19 protein-coding genes are annotated in these 18,278 nt (G+C 64.0%); 8 read left to right on the plus strand and 11 right to left on the minus strand.

The features are described from left to right. Window positions 1-195 precede the first annotated feature (195 nt). Both A0O31_RS11845 and A0O31_RS13475 read left to right on the plus strand, forming a co-directional pair. The gene (locus A0O31_RS11845; RefSeq protein ID WP_071678143.1) at window positions 196-2,592 is read left to right on the plus strand and encodes a heavy metal translocating P-type ATPase; all 2,397 of its coding nucleotides are present in this window, start codon (window positions 196-198) and stop codon (window positions 2,590-2,592) included. Window positions 2,593-2,907: 315 nt separating this feature from the next. Beyond that, entirely contained in the window at window positions 2,908-3,645 is a 738-nt protein-coding gene (locus A0O31_RS13475; RefSeq protein ID WP_071678144.1) for a PD-(D/E)XK nuclease family protein, read from the plus strand. Window positions 3,646-3,974: 329 nt separating this feature from the next. Here A0O31_RS13475 and A0O31_RS13300 read toward each other — a convergent pair whose 3' ends face one another. Beyond that, a complete protein-coding gene (locus tag A0O31_RS13300; RefSeq protein ID WP_237259056.1) occupies window positions 3,975-4,520 on the minus strand; it encodes a hypothetical protein in 546 nt (181 codons plus the stop codon). Between the two features lie 292 nt (window positions 4,521-4,812). Here A0O31_RS13300 and A0O31_RS11860 point away from each other — a divergent pair, with 292 nt between their 5' ends. The 4 genes from A0O31_RS11860 to A0O31_RS11870 all read left to right on the plus strand — a co-directional run bounded on the left by A0O31_RS11860 (window position 4,813) and on the right by A0O31_RS11870 (window position 8,554). Beyond that, entirely contained in the window at window positions 4,813-5,139 is a 327-nt protein-coding gene (locus A0O31_RS11860; RefSeq protein WP_071678278.1) for a nucleotidyltransferase domain-containing protein, read from the plus strand. Then, window positions 5,117-5,266, plus strand: coding sequence for a HEPN domain-containing protein (locus A0O31_RS13305; protein ID WP_237259057.1), 150 nt, complete (start codon window positions 5,117-5,119; stop codon window positions 5,264-5,266). Before A0O31_RS11860 ends, A0O31_RS13305 begins: the two co-directional genes overlap by 23 nt. Window positions 5,267-5,341: 75 nt before the next feature. Beyond that, window positions 5,342-5,605 carry a HEPN domain-containing protein gene (locus A0O31_RS13310; RefSeq protein ID WP_237259080.1) on the plus strand — a complete coding sequence of 88 codons (264 nt, stop codon included), beginning with the start codon at window positions 5,342-5,344 and terminating at the stop codon, window positions 5,603-5,605. Window positions 5,606-7,369: 1,764 nt separating this feature from the next. Continuing rightward, window positions 7,370-8,554 (plus strand): RCC1 domain-containing protein, encoded by a 1,185-nt coding sequence (locus A0O31_RS11870; RefSeq protein ID WP_071678146.1) that lies wholly within the window; start codon window positions 7,370-7,372, stop codon window positions 8,552-8,554. Window positions 8,555-9,190: 636 nt separating this feature from the next. Here A0O31_RS11870 and A0O31_RS12820 read toward each other — a convergent pair. Then, window positions 9,191-9,673 (minus strand): hypothetical protein, encoded by a 483-nt coding sequence (locus tag A0O31_RS12820; RefSeq protein WP_152024483.1) that lies wholly within the window; start codon window positions 9,671-9,673, stop codon window positions 9,191-9,193. Between the two features lie 1,259 nt (window positions 9,674-10,932). Between A0O31_RS12820 and A0O31_RS11880 the strand changes: the two genes are divergently transcribed. Both A0O31_RS11880 and cas6 read left to right on the plus strand, forming a co-directional pair. Continuing rightward, window positions 10,933-11,460, plus strand: coding sequence for a hypothetical protein (locus A0O31_RS11880; protein ID WP_071678148.1), 528 nt, complete (start codon window positions 10,933-10,935; stop codon window positions 11,458-11,460). Next, window positions 11,423-12,196 (plus strand): CRISPR-associated endoribonuclease Cas6, encoded by a 774-nt coding sequence (gene cas6 / locus A0O31_RS11885; protein WP_071678149.1) that lies wholly within the window; start codon window positions 11,423-11,425, stop codon window positions 12,194-12,196. Before A0O31_RS11880 ends, cas6 begins: the two co-directional genes overlap by 38 nt. A gap of 385 nt (window positions 12,197-12,581) precedes the next feature. Here the strand turns inward: cas6 and A0O31_RS11895 are convergent, their stop codons facing one another. The 9 genes from A0O31_RS11895 to A0O31_RS11925 form a co-directional block, all read right to left on the minus strand. Then, the gene (locus tag A0O31_RS11895; RefSeq protein ID WP_071678151.1) at window positions 12,582-12,863 is read right to left on the minus strand and encodes an SWIM zinc finger family protein; all 282 of its coding nucleotides are present in this window, start codon (window positions 12,861-12,863) and stop codon (window positions 12,582-12,584) included. 81 nt (window positions 12,864-12,944) lie between these two features. Then, window positions 12,945-13,109 carry a hypothetical protein gene (locus A0O31_RS12900; RefSeq protein ID WP_161489870.1) on the minus strand — a complete coding sequence of 55 codons (165 nt, stop codon included), beginning with the start codon at window positions 13,107-13,109 and terminating at the stop codon, window positions 12,945-12,947. A 31-nt stretch (window positions 13,110-13,140) separates the two neighbouring features. After that, the gene (locus A0O31_RS11900) at window positions 13,141-13,386 is read right to left on the minus strand and encodes a hypothetical protein (protein WP_203226816.1); all 246 of its coding nucleotides are present in this window, start codon (window positions 13,384-13,386) and stop codon (window positions 13,141-13,143) included. A 372-nt stretch (window positions 13,387-13,758) separates the two neighbouring features. Continuing rightward, complete coding sequence (locus tag A0O31_RS13630) at window positions 13,759-14,151, minus strand: HEPN domain-containing protein (RefSeq protein ID WP_071678152.1); 393 nt, start codon at window positions 14,149-14,151, stop codon at window positions 13,759-13,761. Beyond that, on the minus strand, window positions 14,151-14,594 hold the full coding sequence (locus A0O31_RS12825; protein WP_152024484.1) for a hypothetical protein: 444 nt from the start codon (window positions 14,592-14,594) through the stop codon (window positions 14,151-14,153). The genes A0O31_RS13630 and A0O31_RS12825 overlap by 1 nt, the downstream gene beginning before the upstream one ends. 118 nt (window positions 14,595-14,712) lie before the next feature. Further along, complete coding sequence (locus A0O31_RS11910; RefSeq protein ID WP_071678153.1) at window positions 14,713-15,453, minus strand: TIGR04255 family protein; 741 nt, start codon at window positions 15,451-15,453, stop codon at window positions 14,713-14,715. A gap of 434 nt (window positions 15,454-15,887) precedes the next feature. Then, on the minus strand, window positions 15,888-16,334 hold the full coding sequence (locus A0O31_RS11915) for a type II toxin-antitoxin system VapC family toxin (RefSeq protein WP_071678154.1): 447 nt from the start codon (window positions 16,332-16,334) through the stop codon (window positions 15,888-15,890). Further along, window positions 16,331-16,621, minus strand: coding sequence for a ribbon-helix-helix protein, CopG family (locus A0O31_RS11920; RefSeq protein ID WP_071678155.1), 291 nt, complete (start codon window positions 16,619-16,621; stop codon window positions 16,331-16,333). The genes A0O31_RS11915 and A0O31_RS11920 overlap by 4 nt, the downstream gene beginning before the upstream one ends. A 632-nt stretch (window positions 16,622-17,253) precedes the next feature. Then, window positions 17,254-18,201: a TRM11 family methyltransferase gene (locus tag A0O31_RS11925; protein ID WP_071678156.1), complete on the minus strand. Its 948-nt coding sequence runs from the start codon at window positions 18,199-18,201 to the stop codon at window positions 17,254-17,256. Between the last annotated feature and the right edge of the window lie 77 nt (window positions 18,202-18,278).

Genomic DNA, 18,278 nt, shown 5'->3' on the forward strand with positions numbered 1-18,278 from the left:
ATCCTCGAAAAGGCCCCGCACGTCCAGCGGCGCATCCTACTCCGCGCGGCGGTTGGGATCGGTGCCGGGGTGCCCCTGCGCCGGTACGCCCACGCCCGTTAGTCCTTCTAGGAGGAGTTCCACCGGGGCCTCGAGGCCCGCCCCCTGCCCGAGCTCCCCGTGCCCACCAAGGCGCCGCTGTAGGAGGTGCAGGCTATGTCGAAGGCAGTGACCCGCCACGGCGCTCACCCACACGGATCGGTCCTCGCGGTCGCCCTGAGGAATTGCTACGACGGTTCGGAGTACGCCGACCTCGAGCGGCAGCTCGCCCGGCTGGAAGGCGTCCTGCAGGTCCACCTCGACCGCACCCGGGGCGTCGCCCACCTCGCCTACGACCCTGCGGTGACGAGCGCCCAGCGGCTCGAGGCCGAGATCAAGCAAAGGGGCTACGCCTGCGACTGCACCGACTGCGCCCCCTCCCAAGCCCAGCCCGGGCACCCCAGCGTGGGCTCGGAGGGCCACGCCCACGCCCACCACGGCCACGCCGCCCGTCCGTCCCCAGCCCACGACCACACCGCCGTGCAGCGCCGGGAGCACACGGGCTACGAGGGGCACGATACGCACACCGGGCATGGGGCCGCGATGGTGAACGACATGCTGCGGCGCTTTGTGGTGTCGCTGCTGCTGACCCTGCCCATCGTGGTCTTCTCGCCCATCGGCAGGGCGCTGGGCTTCCCCGACACGCCACCCTTCGGCCTTTCGCTGGGGTTGTGGGGCTTCCTGCTGGCGACCCCGGTGGTGTGGTGGGGAGGATGGCCCTTCATCCATGGAGCCTGGCGGGCTTTGCGGCAGGGCCAGGTCAACATGATGACCCTCATCGCCACGGGCATTTTGGTCTCCTACACCTACTCGCTGGGGGCCACTTTCCTCTTCGAGGGCGAGGTGTTTTACGAGGCGGCGGCCATGCTCACCACCTTCAGCCTCGCGGGGCATTGGCTGGAGATGCGCGCGCGCTTCGCCACTGGACGGGCGGTGGAGGCCTTGCTCAAGCTGGCCCCCGCGACGGCCCGGGTCCGGCGGAACGGGCAGGAGGTGGAGGTGCCCCTCGAGCAGGTGATGGTGGGCGATGAGGTCGTGGTCAAGCCCGGTGACCGGGTGCCGGTGGACGGGATAGTGATCTCGGGGCAGAGCTATGTGGATGAGAGCATGATCACCGGAGAGCCTATCCCTGTCGCCAAGACTCCCGGTGCGAAGGTGATCGGGGGGACGGTGAACCTAACCGGGACCTTCATCTTCCGGGCCACCGCCGTGGGCGCCGACACCGCCCTCTCGCGCATCGTGCAGATGGTGCGCAACGCCCAGGCCTCCAAGGCCCCGGCGCAACGCCTGGCCGACCTGGCCGGGAAGTACCTGGTGTTCATCGCGCTGGGCTCGGGCGTACTCACCTTCCTCTACTGGTACTTCCTGGCGGGGCAGGGGCTGGTCTTCGCCCTCACCGTGGCGGTCTCGGTGGTGGTGATCGCCTGCCCCGACGCGCTGGCCCTGGCGACGCCCACCGCGATCACTGTGGGGGTGGGGGTGGCGGCCCGGCAGGGCATCCTGTTCAAGGACGCGGCCGCCCTCGAGGCCACCGCCACCATCGACACCGTGATCTTCGACAAGACCGGCACCCTCACGGAGGGCAAGCCCACGGTGACCGACCTCGAGCCCATCGCCCCCTTCACCCCCGAAACGTTGCTCGCCCTCGCTGCCTCCGCCGACCAGCCCTCGCAGCACCCCCTGGCCGAGGCCATCGTGCGGGCGGCCAAGGAACGTGGCCTGGACGTGCAACCCCCCGCCGCCTTCGATTCTGTCCCCGGGCACGGTGTGGTGGCCCAGGTTAAGGGGCGCAGGGTGCTCATCGGCAACCGGAGGTTCATGGAGCGGGAAGGTATCGAGGTGGGCCAACTGGAAGAACTGGTGTCCCGGCTGGCCGCCGAGGGCAAGACGGCCATGTACGTGGCGGTGGACGGCCAGCCCGCAGGGGTGATCGCGGTGGCCGACGTGGTCCGCGAATCCGCCCGCAAAGCGGTCGAGACCCTTCACGCGCTCGGTATCCAGACCGTGATGCTCACCGGCGACAACCGCCGCACCGCCGAGGCCGTAGCCCGTCAGATCGGCATAGATACGGTAATCGCCGAGGTCCTGCCCGAAGACAAAGCGGCCAAGGTGAGGGAACTCAAGGCCCAGGGGCGTAAGGTGGCGATGGTCGGGGACGGCGTGAACGATGCGCCCGCCCTGGCCGAGGCCGATGTGGGCTTCGCCATCGGGGCGGGCACCGACGTGGCCGTGGAGACCGCCGACGTGGTGCTGGTGAAGAACGACCCCGCCGACGTGGCCCGCAGCGTCATCCTGGCCCGCAAGGTACGGGGCAAGATCAAGCAGAACCTCTTTTGGGCGGTGATCTACAACCTGCTCGCCATACCCGTCGCCGCGGGGGCGCTCTACGACAACTATGGCATTTTGCTCCGGCCGGAGTGGGCGGCGCTGTTGATGAGCACCTCGACCGTGATCGTGACGGTGAACGCCCTGCTGCTTGGGATAGGGCCGCTCTGGCGCTTTACACGGACTTAGCACAGGCCTCCCACCATCTGGCACGAATGCGAAGTATCGTGGCACGCACTTCGGCCCTGGGCCCAGCTCGGGCTCCGATCGATCGCGCCCAGCACGGTGGGATGCCCATGAAAAGTGGGGGAGCGCTCGAGAAGCTCTCCGGCAAGAGCGTCCGCGTCGCTTCCGTGTCGGTGGTGATCGAGCACCACCAGGGCGCGCCGGTCACGGAATCTGTTGGGTAGGCAATTGGATAGGGGGAAGAAAGCCCTTAAGAATCTTTTCCCTTTTTGCTTCACCCGGTATGCGGGTAAAATGGAAGGCGCCCAAGGAGGGCCCATGTATCAAGACTGGCTGTTCAAGGACCATCCCAGCGGCTGGCGCCTGCGCTACAAGCGGGGTGGGGGCGGGTACGAGGCCTCCTTGGACGGGATGAACTGGCAACCCGTCCCCTCCGTTACCCAAATCACCGGCCTCCTTAACAAAAACCTCCAGGAGTGGGCGGTGCGCCAGGTGGTGGAGTACCTGCGGGAAGAGCTGGTTCCGGGCCTCGTTCTCACGGAGGAGGAGGCGGGGCGGATCTTGGACGGGGCGGCCAAGGCCCACCGCCAGGCGGCCCAGAGGGCGGCGGGCCGGGGCTCGGACTTCCACGCCTGGGCGGAGGCCTACCTGAAGGGCCTTTCGGCGCCCCTCCCTTCCGAGGAGCCCCTGCGGGTCATGGCCCAGGCCCTGGTGGAGTGGTGGGAAGGGAACGGGGGTAGGGCGGTGCGGGGGGAGGAGGCGGTCTTCCACCCCGAGCACTTCTACGCCGGGCGGGTGGACCTGGTGGCCCACTTTGGGGGGCGGCTCATCGTGGTGGACCTGAAGACTTCCTCCCGGGTGTACCCGGAGCACCTCCTTCAGGTGGGGGCCTATGTCCTGGCCCTCCAGGCGGAGGGGGTGGCCGTGAAGGGGGGGATGGTCCTTTCCCTGGGGGACGGCCTTAAGCCGGTGGAGGTTCCCGTGGAGGAGGCGGCGGGGGCCTTCCTGGGGCTCCTCCAGGCCTGGCGGTTCGTGAGGGGCTTGGGCTTACCCTGAATTCTAAGCAATAACTTTTAACTGCGTAACTGCGAAACGATCTGGGTTTTGGGGGCAAGATTGAGGTACACTTAAGAACTCCGTGGAATGAATCTGACGGAAAACCCCTTGAAGAGGCTTCTAGCCTTGGGGGACTGGTTTAAGTTAAATAACTACAGGCAACTATTTTTGGCAGTTCCCACTTTGTGCTTTGCTTCGACACTCGTTGCAAAGCTCTTCGCCATCGGGCTTTGTGTACCTCTCTTCGTAATCGCTAGTAGGCCACTTGCTACAATTCCTGCAGAAATGCCAAGTATCCGAGCCCCTTTTTTTACGGTAAGCCATGCTATTCACCCCCTTAGTATTCTTTTATACCACACCTTGAGGGCCTCGAGGTCGGCGCACACCACCGCCCGGCTCCCGTCGGGGTAAAAGCGCACCTCGTACCGCCGGGTGAGGAAGGGCAGGTTCCGCTCCACCCTTGGCCACCCCAGGTCCAGGGCCTGGGGCCTAAGCACCAGGTAGTAGGGCCCCTCCCCGACCAAGCCCATCACCTGCTTGGGGGGGAGAGGGGGCGGCAGGCCCAGGGTGGCGGGCTCCTCGGGCTCCTCCGGGGCCCGCCAGACCCGCACCGGGTCCCGCCTCGGGCGCTCTGGCTTGGGCTTGGGGGCCTTGGGCGGTTCTGGGGAGGGAGGCGGGGGCGCCTCGGCCCGTGGCCCTTCCTCGGTTTTCGGGGCCTTCCGCCCGGCCTCCTCCAGGTAGGGGTTTCTCTCCCCAGCGATGGGCTCGGGCTCGGGGCCTCCCTTTTTCCAGGCCACCCACTTCCCCAAGGGGAAGGCCCTTTCCGCCAGGAGCCTCCCCTCGTGGAGCCTCCCCTCAAAGCGGTAGGCCTTCATGGGCTCCAGCCGGGCGGTGAACCCCCTGTCGTTACCCGCTTCGCTGGGGGACCAGGGCTTTCAGCTTTGGGTGTGCTCGTCAAGGTTTCACCGAATAGCCCAGTCAGGGTGGAGATGGGGGGGCGGGTAGACCGGCGTCCGGTGGCCCACAACCCCATTCAAGGCCAAGTGTTGTTGAAGGATGCGGGGTGGAGACTTGCGGACGAGCTAGCACACGCAGAAATCGGATGATGGCGGCTAGAGATCTCCCTGTGCACACCTTTGGGCCCTTGGGATGCCTTACGCTATGAGCATGGACGCTCCCCTGCAGGCGTACCTGGTCCAGGCCACGGAGCGGCTTAAGGGGGCTCTAGACCTGGAAGCCCTCTACCTCTTCGGCTCCCACGCCCGGGGCACAGCGGACCGAAGGTCGGACCTGGACCTCCTGGTGGTGGCCCGCACCTCCCTCCCGCCCCTGGCCCGCCTGGAACTGGTCCTCAACCTCTTGGCCGATGCTCCCCTCCCCGTGGAAGCCCTGGTCCTGACCCCCGAGGAGCTCGCCGAAAGGAGCGACCTCCCCTTCCTTAAGGGGGTGCTCCGGGAGGCCATACCCCTTTATGAGCGTGGAAAAGCGGCGTGAGGAAGGCCAGAGGTGGCTCGCCCAGGCCCAGGACGACTGGGAGACGGGGCAGGCCCTCCTGGAGGTGGGGAAGTTCGCCCAAGCGGCCTTCTTGGCCTATCAGGCAGGCAGGGGAAAGGGCCCTTAAAGGCCTCTGGATCGCCCAGGGCCTGGCCCCAGGGGCCACAGCCTAGCCCGGCTGGTTCGGGAGCTTCCCGGGGATATCGGAGAGGCTCTCCGGTCCTTGCTCCCTCAGGCCCTCGCTCTGGACAAGCTCTACATCCCCACCCGTTACCCCGACGCCCTACCTGGCCTCACCCCCAAGGAGGCTTACACCCGGGAGGAGGCGGAAAAAGCCCTCCGGGACGGCCAGGCTATCCTGAAGGCCGTGGAAGCGCACTTTGGAAGGGAATGGGTCTTTGGGATGATGCTGCCTTGTTCTATCAACCGGTGGCCGCAAAGTTCTGGACTTGATGGGGCGCCCTAACCCCCCATCGTCCGCCGGGGAAGCTTGTGGGCCACGGCTACCAGAGCTTTCCGTCCCGCTTCCCTGGCGCGAGCAAAACCTCGTACGAGCCCCACATCTCCTCATCCCGCCGCGCCGCCAACAACGTTGCGTAGAGCACCCTGCGAAAAAAGGGACGGACTCTTCTTGGAAAGCCGGCTCCCCTCCACCCTCTTCCCCGAAACCGCCCACTCTGGAAGGAGGCCCGCACAGGAAGCGGCGGCCTTGGCTCGGCCTTAGAGATTGGGGGAGAAGGGGGCCGGGGGCGTCGCGCCCGCGGTGGGGCCCACCCGGGGAAGCCGGACCTGGGCTAGGAGGCCTTGGAGGTGGGCAAGCTCCTCGCGCGGTAGGAGAAGGACCCAAGGGGTTTACCGTGCCCTTGAGCGCTCCAAGCGAACAGCTCTGGTGGCTTTGGAGGTGGAAGTAGAGAAAAGTCTTCTAACCACTACAGAGTGCTTTGGGCTTTAAGGCCGAGGATTCGTTCGTGGTCCCGGTAGGAGCGCCATCCGCCTCGTTCACTGGAGAAAGCTAGGCTTTACCGACGTTCCGGACGCCCCTCCTGGCCGCACCCCTAGGTCCCATTCCCTAAGTCCAGAAGGGTACTTCGCCGCAGCGCGGGAGAAAGCGCGCGATTGGTGGCGTCATGGGTGGTGGAGGGCAGCCTCGTGCCGCACCTCCTCGCCCCATACCCCGAGCCCGTGGACCTGCCGCCCACGCTTCCCTATTGGAGGCGGAGGACTATGGCGTTGTCCTCCGTGCACGCCCGATGCGCGAGGCACCGGGGGTGTACGTCCTGGAGGGACACTTCCCCCAGGGGAGTTAGGGAGGAAACCCCTTGCCTCTGCTTCCGCCAGGCCTTTTGCCCCTGGGAGGAGAAGACCCTTTGGGCCGCCTCCGACGCCCATCCAGAGAGCGAAGTGTCCTCTCCTACGCGGCGTTCGCCCAGGCTCGGGCAGAGCCGGTGATCCCGGCGGTAAGGTGGCCCTGACCAGGGCGGAGCTTGTCGTGCCCGAAGCGCGAGCCCTCTTTCCTTGCGCGAACGCCCATCTCCCCGAATCAGACCGCCGGGAAAGCCGGTGAGGCGGGCGCACGGCCGGCGGTCCCCCGCGCGACGCTTCCCACAGGGAAGAAAGTTCCAAGGGGCCCCCTATCCGGACGTGCGTTTGCTTGACCTGGGCGGGAGAAGGAGCTACCCGATTCGCCAGGGGGGCAACGGGAAACCGCTGGTGACCGAGGCCTCCACACCCTTACCCCGTGCCTCACCAGGGAGGATGGACGTGAGGCGGCTTCCCGCGGCGCGGTCCACCCTTCCGTCTAGGTCCCCACGCAGAGGCCCCTCCGCATCCCCAAGGGGGCCTGCCTCCGTAGGAGCGCCTTCCCCTCCTCCAAGGGCAAAGGAGCGGTTTAAGGGATTTGTAAGGGGCGGTGGAGAAGCTTAGAGATGGAGCGCTTAGGCGCTCCGACAGGAGGCAAACCATGGGCAAGCCTTGGATGCGGTCAGGCAAGGGTGCCCTTCCCCTCGAGGGCGCGAGGCCACAAGGGGATAGCGCCCGTTCCCACCAGGAGGTGTCCGCGGTTTCGCTAGGCGTGGCCACCGCGCTTGCGGGGCTGGGTTTGTAGGAGGGAACTATGGGGAAGCGTGTCACCTTTTTGGCTTTCGTGGTTGGGTGCTTGGCTGTCCTCTCTGGTTGCGCTGGGCCCACGGGAAGCCCCCCAGAGGGCGGCAACGGTACCCATGGTGACCCTATGCGGTTCCAAGGAATCCTCGCCGCGGGAACCGACTTCGTTCTTCTCGTGAAGCCAGATGGCGTGTATGGCTGGGGCGATAACCGGTTTGGGCAGCTGGCGGAGGACCCGGATACCCTGCCTTTCCGGTCAACGCCCGCCAAGATACCGGGCTTGGACGAGGCTATCGCGGTGGCAGCCCAGTTCGGCATAGGCGAAAACCAAAGACATGCCTTGGCCCTAATGGGGGACGGCCGGCTGCAAAGCTGGGGTGTGAACCCCTATGGCCAGCTGGGCCGTCCGCAGGGATACCCCACCGGAACCCGTACCTTTGAACCCCCGGATTATGTGGTGGCCGAAGGCGGCAGCGAGCACCTCGCAAATGCGGTGGCTATAGAGGCAGGGCGCGACTTTAGTTTGGTCATCCACGTGCGCGATAATGAACGCCGGGTCTTGGGCTTTGGGGATAATGTCAACCACTCCCATGTCCTCACCCAAAATGACGACTGGTACTACGACCCCAGGCCTCTTCTCCGGGCCGAAGGGCAACCCCTGGTGGGTGTGCAGAGCGTGGATGCTGGGGATGGCCATGCGCTCCTTCTTTTGGAGGACGGTACCGTGTGGACCACTGGCAGCAACTCGCATGGCCAAAGGGGAATAGCGAATGTGAGCGACCGGTACGCTCAACAGGTCCCCGGCCTCGCCGACGTGGTGCAAGTGGCTGGGGGTAGGGAACATTCCGTCGCCTTGAGGAGGGACGGGAGCGTGTGGGCCTTTGGGAGCAACGCCGAGGGCCAGCTGGGACAGGACTTGTCCTTGACAAGCACCTCCACACCCCAGCGCGTGCCCTTTCCCTCTGGGGTTCAGATCCGCTTCATCACGGCAGGGGGAACCCACAACCTGGCCCTTGACCAAAACGGCCGGGTGTGGGCCTGGGGGAGCAATGACCACGGCCAGTTGGGCCAGGGCAATTCTGGCAACTCCTCCCCTACCCCGGTGCAGGTCAAAGGCGAAGGGTGCACAGGTACTCTCAGCGGGGCCGTGCTGGTGAAAGCGGGGTACGATTTCTCCTTGGCTGTTGTCCAGGAGGGTGGCAACCTTGTCCTCTACGCATGGGGTCTCAACGACCGGGGTCAACTGGGTATAGGAGACACGGTGGACGCCCTTTGCCCGAGAAGGATCCTCGCCTGGGCGCCTTCTCCTTAAAGCAACCCCGCCGGGGGCAGGCGCGCAAGGCTTTGGTGCCTTCCTCCGTGAACCAACTTGAGAGCTCGGGGGGTCTTGTGCCTCCTTTACCTTAGGGTAGGCCTCCAAGGCGAGCCCCCTTGCCCCTTGGGGGGACCTGAACCGGGCGGGATTCGCACCGGGGGGCGACAGGCCTCGCCAGTTTGAGAGCCTAAGCGGAGAAGGGGTACTGCGGGGGGCGTGTGGGAGGGCCACGCGTGCCACCACCACCAGGGCCGCCACATCCGGTCATCTCCGAAAAGGGGCTTTCCCCGCACTCCCGCCCAAGACCGCACTGCGGGCCCAAGGACGGCGCAGAAAGCCTCGGCCCTCCAAGCCTAGGAGGGTGGTAACCCTGCCGGTGCCCGCGCGGGGAAAAGAGGGCCTCGAGGACCTCCCCAACGGTTCAACTTGGGCTAGGAGGGCTACGAAAGGAGAGAAAACCCCTCTATCCCCCGCGGGGCAACGGGTTGAAGGCCCGCGCTCTAGGGAAATGCGCCTCGCCCGCACCCCGGATGGGGCGAACCGGGAGGGTATGGGGGAACGCCGCTACGACCCGCACCCCGGGAAATCCTCCCTTTCGCCCAGGCTCGTCCCTCTTTCCCCGCGAGGTGACCTTCAGTCTCCCTGGCCCACGAACAGGCTAGCAACGGCGAGATCTAGCCCCCGCAAGGTGGCCTCATCGGGCATAGCCCCTGGGGCAAAGAGGATTGAAGGCAAGCTGTTATTGTTGTTCCGGGTGAAGGCCAAAGCCTCTACCGAATACGTGTCCGAAGGCGCCACCCCATACCCGAGTTCCTCGCCAGCGTCCGGAGGTGTGTACACAACGGCCCCGCCCTCTGGGAAGAGGATGGCGAAAAGGGGGATTTCGGCCTGGGTTTCCCTATCCCGCAAGAAGCCGTTCGCTTGGAGGGCATAGCTAAGCGCGCCTGGGTAGTTAAGGGTCAGCGTGGCGCCCGAAACGGTCAGGCCACCCTCGGGCCAGGGCGGGGGCATCTCCACCGTCCAGTCTTGCCCTCCGATATCCTTCAAGACAGCGAACTTTTGCCACCCAGTCCCGCTTTCGGAGAAGACATAATCCACAGCGATGCCAAGGTACACGCCCCCTTCCCGGGGTGGAAGGGTACCGTACTGGCAGGCCAAGGTACCGTCGGAAAAGCCAACACCGCCCAGGCTCCGCATGCCTTCCCTAAAGTAGGCAACGTAGATCGAAGGAACGCCCGGGTTATTACGAGAAGACACGCTTAGCGAGGGCGTGGCGTGGAATGGCTGCCACCCCTCTTCCCCCACGGTGTAGCTTTGACTACCCCGAATATCCAGCTGCACCCGCTTCCACCCCATTGGCGCCAGGCAGTGTATAAGGCCCGTACCCGTAACGCCCGTATTCGCAACCGTCAGGACAACATCCTGCAGACCTACAGGCAGGTAAGGCCTCGCCTGAGCCCGGCGGGATTGTACCGCCCCACCTTCCGGGATTAGAGCCCACCCCAGGAGGGGGAAAAACCTCACGTCAAGCTCGGCTGTTAAGCTGGTGCTTCCATCCTCAACCGGCCTCTGGCCGATGGTGGGGGGGAGCTGGGCGGTGAGGGTGACCTGCACCTGCGGGGCATCCACCGTAGAACAGGGGATCACCACGCGGTCCATCTGGGTGGGCGTGGCTTTGGTGTGGTAAACCCTGTCCGGTTCTCCCCGGCAACGCGCCACCACTTCGTACACCCCGCTCGCCTGGAAGGTGGCCTGCCCATCCGCGAAGCGGAGCTCCCGCCACTCCCCCGAACCCACCCGGTAGACGGCCCCCACCAGGGCACCCGCCGGGTCCACGAGGGACACGGTCACGTCGCTGGTGTCCCTGCCCCCCGTCCCGCCCCCACAGGCGGCGAGGAGCAAACCCAGGGCTAGCAGGGCCAAAGTCCATTTGTTCCGCATGGTCCCACCTCGTTCCAGGACCTTTGGGGTCCTCGATGCCTATGCTCCACAGGGGGGCTTACAAATTCCTTAAACGCACCGCCCCACCCGCCACCCCAGGAACCAGAAAAGCGGGGCATTTGCGGGACCTTCGCTGCAACCTTCGGATGCCCTGAAACCAATGCCGGGACCCTCGCGAACCGCCTCCCCCAAGGAAACCCCCTAGGAGGTGCGGCGCGGGGCGCTCCCCCAACCCATCGGCGAGGGAGCTTGGGCTATCGCACCCACCTCATGGGGGCTCGTGGCGGCCCTGGGCAGTCTTCGCTATCCCGCCGAAAGCTCCTTTAAGGGAGGTGTAAGGCCAGGCCGGTGGCGACTCCTCGGACTAAGGTCCGAGGGGTCGTCACGTTTACGGCCTCGACCTGACCCAGGAGCCCCTTCACCGTAAGGGGTTCGTGGCCACCCGTAGCTGGACGCCCAGCGTGCGCCTGCGCAAAGGTGAGGACGAGGTGGAGGTCCCCATAGACCGCCTCGTGGGCCGGAAGGAGGAGCTCACCCCGACCCAGGTGGTGGAACGGGTCTGGGCCAACCGGGAAGAGGGGGGGCGGGGGTGGTACGAAACACCCCTCCGCTCCGGAGAGCTCTACGGGCGGGAGCTGGTGGTGGAATACCCCTTTGACTACGACCCCGAACTGGGCTTCGTAGAGTTACCCAAGGTCTTCCTACGCATTCGCCATCCAGACCCGCAGCGGGTCCAGCTGGTCTATCCGGGGGGGATTTCCGTAGGGACACCAGGGGAAGTCTTGGACTCCGACCAGCTCCCGGGCAAAACGCGTGCGGTCATCTCATCTGGTACCTGGCGGACTCGGCCTGGGCAGAGCCAATGGAAGAGGTTTCCCAAGACGAGGAAGAGGAAGCCGAAGAAAACGAGGAAGAGGAGTCCTGATGCCCTACGCCGTGGTCCTGGAGCTCTTGGGAGATAAGCCCCTCCTCTACCCCGCCAAGTACGCCCATGGCCTCTTCTTCGCCCTGCTCTCCCGCTTGGACCCCCAGCTTGCGGCCCGGCTCCACGGGGCCCCACGTAAGCCCTTCACCCTAGCGCCCATCGGCGGGAGGAACGGGGTTCTCCTCCTACGCTTCACCACCCTGGACGATGCCCTGTTCGCCCCCCTATTGCGGACCCTGTTGGAGGCTGCCCCCGAGGGGCTTCTCCTAGGGGATAGCCCCTTTCGCTTGAGACGGGTTTTAGCAACCCCCGAGGCTCATCCCCTGGCCGGAGCAACCTCTTGGGAAGCGCTCAGGTTAGCTCCCCCAAGGAATAGATTGCACCTTCGGTTTCTCAGTCCCACGGTTTTCATCACCTCAAAGCCGGGCGGGCGCACCCGCTTTACGCCCCTTCCGGAACCACGGCTAATCCTCGGCTCCCTCTTGGACAAATGGCAAGCCCACAGCCCTTATCCCTTCAACCCCAAGGAGGAGGCGGCCCTCCGGGAGCTCTTTGAGCTAGACGCAGAACTCGCGGGTTTTCACGAGTTGCGGTTCCACAGGGTTCAGGCGGGGAAGGCATTTTTCCCGGGTTTCACAGGGGAGGTCCGAGTAAAACTCTGGAGCGAAAGCCTGGATGCCCAGGAAGCCCTGGGGCGTCTCCACGCGTTTTCCTTTTTCAGCGGGGTAGGGGCGAAAACCACCTACGGCATGGGCCTGGCCAAGCCGATCTAAGGAAAAGAGGAGGTGCGGGGGGCTCGTGGATCCCCCTGGACGCAAAAGCAAAGGATTATAGCTCCCCCACACCCTCTCTTTTCCCTAAAAGCCCGGTCTGAATGGACAGAGTAACCCAGCCCAGGGCCCATGAGGAAGAGGGACAGAAGAAGGGCCTCCACGCCCACCTCCGAAGGGCCCGGGTTAGGGCGGCCTCGAGGCCGCCCCTCCCTACCCGCACCGCCTTCCCTCCAGGGCTCCGTGGCTCCAGAAGGGTCCGCCATCCTTGGCGCATCACCCTCACCTCGAGGCCCTTCCTTTTCGCCGCCATCTCCAAGGCCCAAAGCTTGCTTATGCCACCTCCCAAAAGCGTGGGGGGCTTTGACCCCCCGGGACCACGCTCGTACTAGGCGACCGGCCCTTCCCCCACCGCCCGCGTGGCATGTCCGGTCCTTCCTCCCTCCCTCCACAGGTGGAGCACCGCCGCCAAAGGGTGCTTGCATGGGCGGCTCTTGCCCTGGGTCCAGGCGGGGCACGTGCAAGTCTCCGCGCCCAGGTCCACCAGGTAGTGCCCCTTTCCCTCCTGGCCCTCCACCACAAAGAGGTCCTTGCACCCCATCACGGGGAGCAGCTTCTCCTCCTTCAGGAGCGCCTCCGCCTTCTTAAGCTTGTCCAGAAAGGCCAGCATCCGCTCCTTGGGGGTTGTCCGTTCCGTCCAGTGCCTCCTTTCTGCCCTACGCCGTGGGGGAGCAAGGCCCCCGGGCTGTTGTCAAGCCCGTGAGGCGGGCATGGGCCGAGCCTTCCAACTCCTTCCCCCTTCCCCTTTGAACCTCGGGTATTTGGGCAAAAGCTCTCCCAAGGCCCGCACCTCCGCCAAGAGGAAGGGGGCGGCGGCCTCGAGGCGCTCCGGTTCCTGGTCCACTTTTGCGCTCACCAGCTACCTCCTATTCCCCCCCGTGGGGCCGTTAGGCCCCCAGGCCCTCTTCCCGGTACGCCACCCGCACCCGCTCCGGGCTCACCAGGACTATGCCGTCCCTCCCTGGGGCGAAAGCGTCCACCACCTCCTGGGCCGCCTCTTGGACCAGGGCGTGGTGGGCCCCCAAGAGGGGACCGGCTACCCGCTCCGCCTTACCCCGCACGAAGGCGACGGCGAGGGGACCAGAGAGCCGCGCCAAGGCCTTCAGGGCTTCCAGAACCTCAGGCGACGGCATGGCCCCCTTGGCCGTGGGCGAAGCCCCGTGCCCTAGGGAACCCTCGAGGGCGCTCGGGGGCTATCCCCTGAGGGGGGAGGGCGGTCTAGGGGTAGGGGGCCTTGAGGGCATCTAAGCGGGAATGGTATTGGCAGCATCATGAGGATGGGGCCAGCAAGAGCAGATTCAGCCACGCTGCCAAATCCCACCAAGCGTCTGTCCAGTAGGGGCAAAGGAAACGCACCCACCAAGAAGCATGGAAACACGTTCAATGAAGGTGGCTTTGAAGTGCTTGCGGGGCCTTGGGCTTGAAGCGTTTTGAGAGTGAGGTCTACGATAGATACTGCGGTCAGTCGCAAGCTAGATAGTGGGTTTGTACGTCAAGATGATAATTCAGCCGCAGACTGAGTTCCGGGAATGCCCTAAAGAGCGTATTATATGTTCAGCAGTGGAAATCGCATTTGACACCATTGTATTGAGATCGCCGACCTCATCATCATAATCGCAATCGTTGCGCCATACACGCAATTCCCTCAAACAGTCAACGATACTCCTCCAATCCTCACCGCGTTTTTTTAGGTATTCCCCAAGTTTTTGATGGTCTGAAGGTCCTTTTTTGCGCCGAAAGCCCAAATGTTTTTCCGCATAGTTTCGCAGACAACAAAAGGCTGCGTAGTATGCACGACTGACTGCCGATCGTTGCGCAGCTTCTAGTGAAAAAGAAGACGGGGGAGGATTTCTCAAAAAATTGGCAATTCGTAGGTATTCCTCCCAATCAAACGCCACTACTCTACCTCCTGTGGGCTACGAAAGTCTGTTGTCAGCAATGGCCAATCTGGCTCATCACCCAGACGCGACAGAAACGCTTTCCGGGCTTTGCGAATCCTCGGCACAGTCTCTTGATCGTAGCGTGCAAATCGCGCATAGAGCACAATGTGCTCTTCGTCCGTTTCGGGATCCAAATCAATCTCCAAATACAATTTGGCATCTGGGAGTTTCTCACGGGCAATTATTGCTAGATCGAGCGTTGTCTTAATAAGCCGTGGGTGTTTTACAAAATATCGCAATAGCGTGTCAGATGCAGCACGTATACGGACGCTCATATTCCTGAGCTGCTTCAACATCTCTGTAACTTCCTCCGTGAAAGCAAGAGAACGCGTAATTTCTCTTTTGGGAGCAGAAAGATTAGATAGATAGACCGACAATTCTTGGCTCTTTACCGGTATCACTTGTACAGGGAAAGAGGGCTCCTGAGAGCCAAACTGCAACGATTGCGACAAATGTATTCCACCCCACACACCACGCGCTTTGCTTTCCACTAGGTGAGTGCTGCCTCTGACTGGCATCTCACTCCACCTCCTCAAACAATTCCCTAAGGCGGTCCGTTATACAGCCTTCAAAAACATCCTCCACGTGTCGGTGTGCTTCTTCAATCCAATCTGGAACCTCAGAAACATTAACGCCTGAAGGCTGGGTTAAAAAGTAGTCGATATCCAGGATAAACGCTTTCTTAGCCTCGGAAGGTTCGGGCGAAGGCGCAAGCTGAACGCGACAGCAATCTCTACCCCCTGCGTAAGAGAACTCCCCACCTACGATAAAGGTGGACAAATTCTGCGGCAGCCGAGGTCCAACGAACGGGTAGAATTCAAAATAGTCCCACAGCCTGGCCTCTGAACTGGGCAATTCAACTTTGTTAATGTATCGCAAACCTATCCGTTGCAAGCCCCTTATCTCCAAAACTTGCCCTAAACTTTTCCAAGCCATTTCAATTAGCGCCTTAAACCTTTGCCACGCAGGATAGGGCCTTAGTGCGTTGATCACCAAGAGGTGAGGGCCGAGCTGGATAAGCATCTTCCTGTCTTGTGTAAACAGCAAAATCATCTCTTTGGTGCGAATCTGCTGCTGAATGCCGTGAGGCCCTTGTATAAGTTCAACTTCCTGAACAACCCGTTGTTCTTTTACCGGAAACTCATGTTTTACCGTTTCGTAAAACAAACCGGGAATTGTCATATCCCACGGTGTATCCGGCGTTAACCTGAATTCGCAAAGGGCTTCCACAAGAGGAGGGCTACGGTATTTCCTTCCCATAACAAGTTCCTCCTTTTTTATTCCAAAAGGCTTCTACCACTCCTATTCCCTCAGAAGTATATCACACCCTGGCATCACGTGGTATGACCGCGCACGCTCGCACCTGCTACCCGGGGCCGGACGGAAGATGCCTATTGGCAACATCTGTGATGACCGCACATGCCCGCCCCTGCTACCCCGGTGGTGCTCATTGGCAACATTTGGTATGACCGGGCATGCCCGCGCGTGCACGCCTATCCGCTTGGGCGAGGTTGTGGAGGGGGGAAGGGGGGAGTGATTGGCAACATCTGAGGCGATCGCAAGTGCACGCGAGCGCGCGAGCGCCGGCGTACATCCCCAGGCAAAAGAAGAACCCCAGGAGGATACGGGCGTCCCCTAGGTTGCTGGGGCTCACACCCGGGGAGGTCCAATAACCTCGAAGGACCCGCTCCCCCTCACACCCGCCTCACGGCCAAACCTTCCGCCTCGGCCGCTTTCGCCTGCTCCTCGTCCGCCGTCCAAAAAGGGAGTTCCTGGGGGTGCAACCCGCCTACCCGGGCCACCACCAGGGCGGTGGCCAGGTGTAGGGCGTCGTAGGCCCGGAGCTTGTGGCGCAAGAGAAGGCGCTTGGCCTCCCGCAGGACAGGAGGCCTCGGAGGCACGGAGCGGTACTGGAGGGCGGCGTGCGCCTCCAATGCCTCCACGGCCAGGTGTACTTCCTCGGGGGTGAAAACCCCTTGCCGCTCCTTGATCCGGAAGGCCGACACCGCCTCCACGATCGCCAAGGAACTGACCAAGACTGCTTTTGCCCCTTCCAAAAGCGCCCTTACCTCTGAACCGCCGGGCTCGTGCGGATCGTAGCGTTTCACCAGGGCCGAAGTGTCCAAAAAGGGGGGAATCACCGCCCCTCCCGATCCGCCAAGACGGCTTCCGAGAGCCCAAGCCTGCGCCCCGCCAACCGCTCCAGGTAGCGGCGGTAGGCCTCCTCCATCCCCTTGGGGGTCACCACCCGTTCGGGAACCTCCAGCAGACCCTCTTCGGCTAGCGCCAAGAAGAGGGGGGCCTCGTCCTCCGGGAGGAGATCCAGGGCTAGGCGGAGGATCTCCGCCTCCGTGCGCCCCGTGGCGCGGGCCAAACGCTTCAGTTTGGCGTCCTCCGCGGGGGTGAGGTAGACCTGCTTGCGCAGCATACATCGCTATTGTACATCACAACACCCTGGGAGGAGGGGGACTCGCCCTCCGGAAACCGCGTTTGGCGCGCGTATGGGGGGATGCGACGCCTTCTTTTTTGGCAAGCCATCGGCCTTGTTGTGCCTTTAGCACCCTATTTGTACCCCTCAACGGGGTCTCTCCCCAATGGCCTCGAGGATGGCCCCCCTCGCAGGAGGGAGCCCAGGGAGTACGAGGAAGCCTACTGGGTCCCTTCCCGCCAAGAAATAGGGGCCCTCTAAGCCCACCCAGACCGCCTCCCGGTGGACCACCCATTCGGGGCCCATAGGATCGCCCGTGCTTGTGGGCAGAACACGCAATAACGCTACGCCTCCCATTCACCATAGCTTTCCCCCTTTCCTTCCGCACCCGAGTCCCAGAACACCTCTTCCTCCTCACGATGGCCGAGCAGGTGGAGGCGGAAGTGGGTGTGGGGCCAAAGCCTCGACAGCCGCACCAGACGGGGCTCCTCTTGGGGCTCCGCAAAAGGGGTTTTCCCGTTTGTTGCCTGAGGAGATGGTGGAGGCGCTGGCGGTGATGCCGTGGGGCCTGCATGACCTCGAGGCCCCCCTCCTCCTTTGCGCCAGGCCAAGGGGGCGGGGAGCGGTGGAGGCTAGCCGGCTTCCCCCACGAACACGTGCCAGTCCTGACGCCCATCCCGGCTCACCGCCAGGTGATAGCGGACGGGCCTGAGGGAAAGCGCCTCGGCCAGGGCGCGCTCAAAGGGGGAAAGGAAAAAGTCCCGCCCTTCCTGGGCCTCCTTGGGGGAGATCTCCTTCCTCGGGCTCACCACCAGGGCGAGCCTGCCCCCCTGCCGCAGGGCGGGGAGGCTGTACCCCACGAGGTCGGTGAGGTACTGGACATAGGCGGCGTACCGCTCCTCCGGATCCAGGTCCCGACCTCCTTCCTTTTGGAAGGCGGCGAAGGTGGGGGGGTGGAGCACGAGAAGGGCCGCCTCCCGGCGGAACCGCTCCCTTAAGTGCCGGATGTCCGCCCGCTCCACGGAGGGCCCCAGGGGTTGGATGTCCCCACCCCAGGCCCTGCGGCCCAGAGCGCGCGCGGCCTCCACCACGGTGCCGTACCCCGCCATGGGGTCCACCACCAGCTCCCCCCGCTGCGTGTACCGCAGGACGAGGGCCTTGGCCACGACCGGGGAAAGGGCTTCCCTTCCCCTTGGATCCGGGGGGAAGAGCCAGATGGGGGCCTCGAGGGGAACCTCCAGGTCCGGGTAGGGCAAAGCCGCCAAAGCCTCGGGGGGCTTCCCTTCCAGGTCCTCAAGGGTCAGGAGGCCCCGGCGCACCAGGCGGTGGAGGCGGTGGGCTTCCCGCAAGGGCAACCCCTGGCGCAAGGCCTCCCGCAACACCTCCGGGAGATCCGCCACCGGCAGGAGATCGTGCCGGAGGTACTTGGGGCTGAGCCCAAGCCTCTGGGCGAAGGCCCGGAAGGCGCTCCGGCCCAGGCGGCGCAGGGCCCGCACGATCTCCCCCTCCCCTACGCCCAACCCTTCCCGCCGCGCCGCCTCCAGAACCCACTCGTACACTTCCCAAGCGCTCCGCCTCACGGGATTACCCTACCCCAACCCCGCGATTTCCGTCCAACGGAAATTCTACCCCCCGTATCCTGAGGATGGAAAGGAGA

The organism is Thermus brockianus, assembly GCF_001880325.1.
GTDB lineage: Bacteria > Deinococcota > Deinococci > Deinococcales > Thermaceae > Thermus > Thermus brockianus.

What these genes read in the sequence shown, in the direction of transcription:
- A0O31_RS13300 (WP_237259056.1), bottom strand. Translation starts at nt 4,520, where the DNA reads ATGAAGGCCTACCGCTTTGAGGGGAGGCTCCACGAGGGGAGGCTCCTG.
- cas6 (WP_071678149.1), top strand. Translation starts at nt 11,423, where the DNA reads ATGCCCTACGCCGTGGTCCTGGAGCTCTTGGGAGATAAGCCCCTCCTC.
- A0O31_RS13475 (WP_071678144.1), top strand. Translation starts at nt 2,908, where the DNA reads ATGTATCAAGACTGGCTGTTCAAGGACCATCCCAGCGGCTGGCGCCTG.
- A0O31_RS11870 (WP_071678146.1), top strand. Translation starts at nt 7,370, where the DNA reads ATGCGGTTCCAAGGAATCCTCGCCGCGGGAACCGACTTCGTTCTTCTC.
- A0O31_RS11920 (WP_071678155.1), bottom strand. Translation starts at nt 16,621, where the DNA reads ATGCTGCGCAAGCAGGTCTACCTCACCCCCGCGGAGGACGCCAAACTG.
- A0O31_RS11860 (WP_071678278.1), top strand. Translation starts at nt 4,813, where the DNA reads ATGGACGCTCCCCTGCAGGCGTACCTGGTCCAGGCCACGGAGCGGCTT.
- A0O31_RS11895 (WP_071678151.1), bottom strand. Translation starts at nt 12,863, where the DNA reads ATGCTGGCCTTTCTGGACAAGCTTAAGAAGGCGGAGGCGCTCCTGAAG.
- A0O31_RS11845 (WP_071678143.1), top strand. Translation starts at nt 196, where the DNA reads ATGTCGAAGGCAGTGACCCGCCACGGCGCTCACCCACACGGATCGGTC.
- A0O31_RS11900 (WP_203226816.1), bottom strand. Translation starts at nt 13,386, where the DNA reads ATGCCGTCGCCTGAGGTTCTGGAAGCCCTGAAGGCCTTGGCGCGGCTC.
- A0O31_RS11910 (WP_071678153.1), bottom strand. Translation starts at nt 15,453, where the DNA reads ATGGGAAGGAAATACCGTAGCCCTCCTCTTGTGGAAGCCCTTTGCGAA.
- A0O31_RS13305 (WP_237259057.1), top strand. Translation starts at nt 5,117, where the DNA reads ATGAGCGTGGAAAAGCGGCGTGAGGAAGGCCAGAGGTGGCTCGCCCAG.